Annotated in this window: 2 protein-coding genes; both read left to right on the forward strand. The window is 34.1% G+C overall.

Annotated features, from left to right (window positions below; genetic code table 11):
• The first annotated feature begins 28 nt into the window (after nt 1-28).
• Nucleotides 29-637, forward strand: coding sequence for a RadC family protein (gene radC, locus TY15_RS22835; protein ID WP_244440990.1), 609 nt, complete (start codon nt 29-31; stop codon nt 635-637).
• Nucleotides 638-903: 266 nt separating this feature from the next.
• Nucleotides 904-2,373: a hypothetical protein gene (locus TY15_RS22840; RefSeq protein WP_040209698.1), complete on the forward strand. Its 1,470-nt coding sequence runs from the start codon at nt 904-906 to the stop codon at nt 2,371-2,373.
• The last annotated feature ends 83 nt before the right edge of the window (nt 2,374-2,456 follow it).

A 2,456-nucleotide genomic window follows, 5' to 3' on the forward strand; every position in this document is an offset into this window, starting at 1 on the left:
TTATTTCAATTAAATGGAGGAATATATGATGACGAACCAATTGGACAAATTAACTTTTAAGGTATTATTAGCTACTACTATCAAAGAAAAGGACGACAGCTACATTGTTAGTGAAATTTTTAGCCGTTTCCCGTCCATACAGGCGTTATTAGATGTTACAGCAGAAGAACTATTGACGATTAAAGGTATCGGAAAAGTAAAGGCACAACAGATTATTGCTGCATTAAGGCTAGCTAGATTAAATACCAATAGAGCGGAAGAACGATATACGATTAGAAGCATACAGGATACTTTTAATTACCTTAAGGATATGCAGTACCTTAACCGTGAAGAATTTGTTTGCTTAGGACTAAATACGAAAAATGAAGTAATGTTTAGACAAACAATCTTTACGGGCTCTTTAAATGCATCCATAGTTCACCCAAGGGAAACTTTTCTACCATTGATAAAGAGATGTTGTGCTAGTGCTATCGTGGCTCATAATCATCCATCAGGGCAGCCGACACCTTCAAGAGAAGACATTGAGGTGACCAAGCGTCTTGTAGAGGTAGGAAAAATAGTTGGCATAGAAATCCTTGACCAGGTAATCATAGGCCATGAAAAGTACGTAAGCTTAAAAGAAAAAGGATATCTATAAAAGAGGTGCGGACTACCCATATGGTTTTGTCCCCCATTTGCTTGTTCATTTAAGTACACTTTTCCGAACAGCCAGGTAGGTATCAAATTACAATGAATTTCCTGTTCGTTAATGTCCAAAAAGGCTTTATGGATATTCGTATAGTCTATCGGATTTTTTCAGACAAACAATAAATTCTAAGCTGTCGAATAATTTCAATATTTGTTGTATCATGAAGAATGTATATATGAAATTAAATAGAAAACAGAGGTGAAGGGAGAAATTTAATGGATGTAAAAGTTTATTTTTCTGATTTTTTTGAAGTGGAACCAAGTGTTCTTGAGGAATACGGTGCATTTGATGTATCGCTCATTAATGACTTGCCATTGTTTATTGACCCTTTTCTTCTATTTAATAGTACTAAGAAAGAGTATCAAGAGTTGCATGAAAATATGTTAAAATATCTTGGTTTTCTTCGGGATAAAGCTCAAGAAAAGGAAATTTCTCCAGGTTTATTAAAAGCTTGGTTTATGTTTCCTGAAATCAAGCAGAATTGGTTAGGATTCTCTAAAAGCGGGAATGGTGGCAGCGGGTTAGGTCCAGACTTCGCAGTTGCTTTGCATAGCAATTTAAATAGCGTGCTCTCGGAATTTGGAAAAGAAAAAGTAACAAAAAGTAGCCACCTTGAAAAGCTTTGTATTATTAAGGATAAGGTGGGCAAAGACAATATTAGCGATTTCACTACTAGGTTAATTCACGAATACTTGCTTGAATATACACAAACGTTTGCATTAAAACATTTGGATAAAAGGTATGTTAAAATGGTAGCTGTCAACAACGTTAGGTTTAACTATAAAACGGAAACTTGGGAAAGAGATAATTATCATTTGCCATATATTAACGGAGATTATGTTCTTTTAACTCCTACCGATATTCTTACCAAAGATGATACCTGGATAAATAAAACGGATATGGTAAAGGATTTCTCCCTTATACCAGAATGTATTGATAATGACCAGTTAAGGTTTCAAATAAACAATTACTTTTTCTCAATATTGCCCAAGAAACCTTCTGCAAAAGACCGCAGTCTTGCTGTATCCAGGGTAATAACACAATACCCTGAGTTCGTTGACTATTACATTAAATATAAGGAGCAGCGAGGGAATCAGGCCCAAGCGAATAGTAACCAAAAAGTTAAAGAATCTGCTCAATTTTATGTGGAGAAGTTTAAAGAACTTATCGAACTTCTTGAAAACACTACTGACTTCTATAAAACAAAAGATGATACCTTTGAGGAGTCCTTGAAAAGAGTTTTGTTTTTAAAGCATGTTATTGAAAACAATGATGGCTACCGTATATTTTATTCAAAGAGCATTCCTGTTAAAAAGGAAGATGACTTGCAGATTTTATATAGGCTGACTTGGTTTGCAACTGATTCTGACGTTAATAGAGAAGTTAATAATGGAAGAGGACCTGTTGACTTTAAAGTATCTAGAGGAAATAAGGACAAGACGCTAATTGAATTTAAACTAGCTAGTAATTCACAGTTGCGAAAAAATTTGCAGAACCAAGTGAAAATATATGAAAATGCAAATGAAACAAAAAAATCAATAAAAGTAATTTTATACTTTTCCGAGCAGGAGTTAACAAAAGTTCAAAAAATATTACAAGAGCTTGGTTTGGAGGAAGAAAAAAATATTATTTTAATTGATGCTAGGAATGATAATAAGCCGTCAGCATCTACTGCTACCGCTTAACTGACAGCTCGATAATAAATTATAGCCATTTAGGACCACGCATCTGTGGTCTTTTTTTTGTATGTAAGAAAAGGAGAGAGAAA

Source organism: Neobacillus jeddahensis (genome assembly GCF_000612625.1).
Taxonomy (GTDB): domain Bacteria; phylum Bacillota; class Bacilli; order Bacillales; family Cytobacillaceae; genus Neobacillus; species Neobacillus jeddahensis.

Excerpts from the sequence above, each read along its gene's own strand:
- radC (WP_244440990.1), top strand. The coding sequence starts at position 29 with ATGACGAACCAATTGGACAAATTAACTTTTAAGGTATTATTAGCTACT.
- TY15_RS22840 (WP_040209698.1), top strand. The coding sequence starts at position 904 with ATGGATGTAAAAGTTTATTTTTCTGATTTTTTTGAAGTGGAACCAAGT.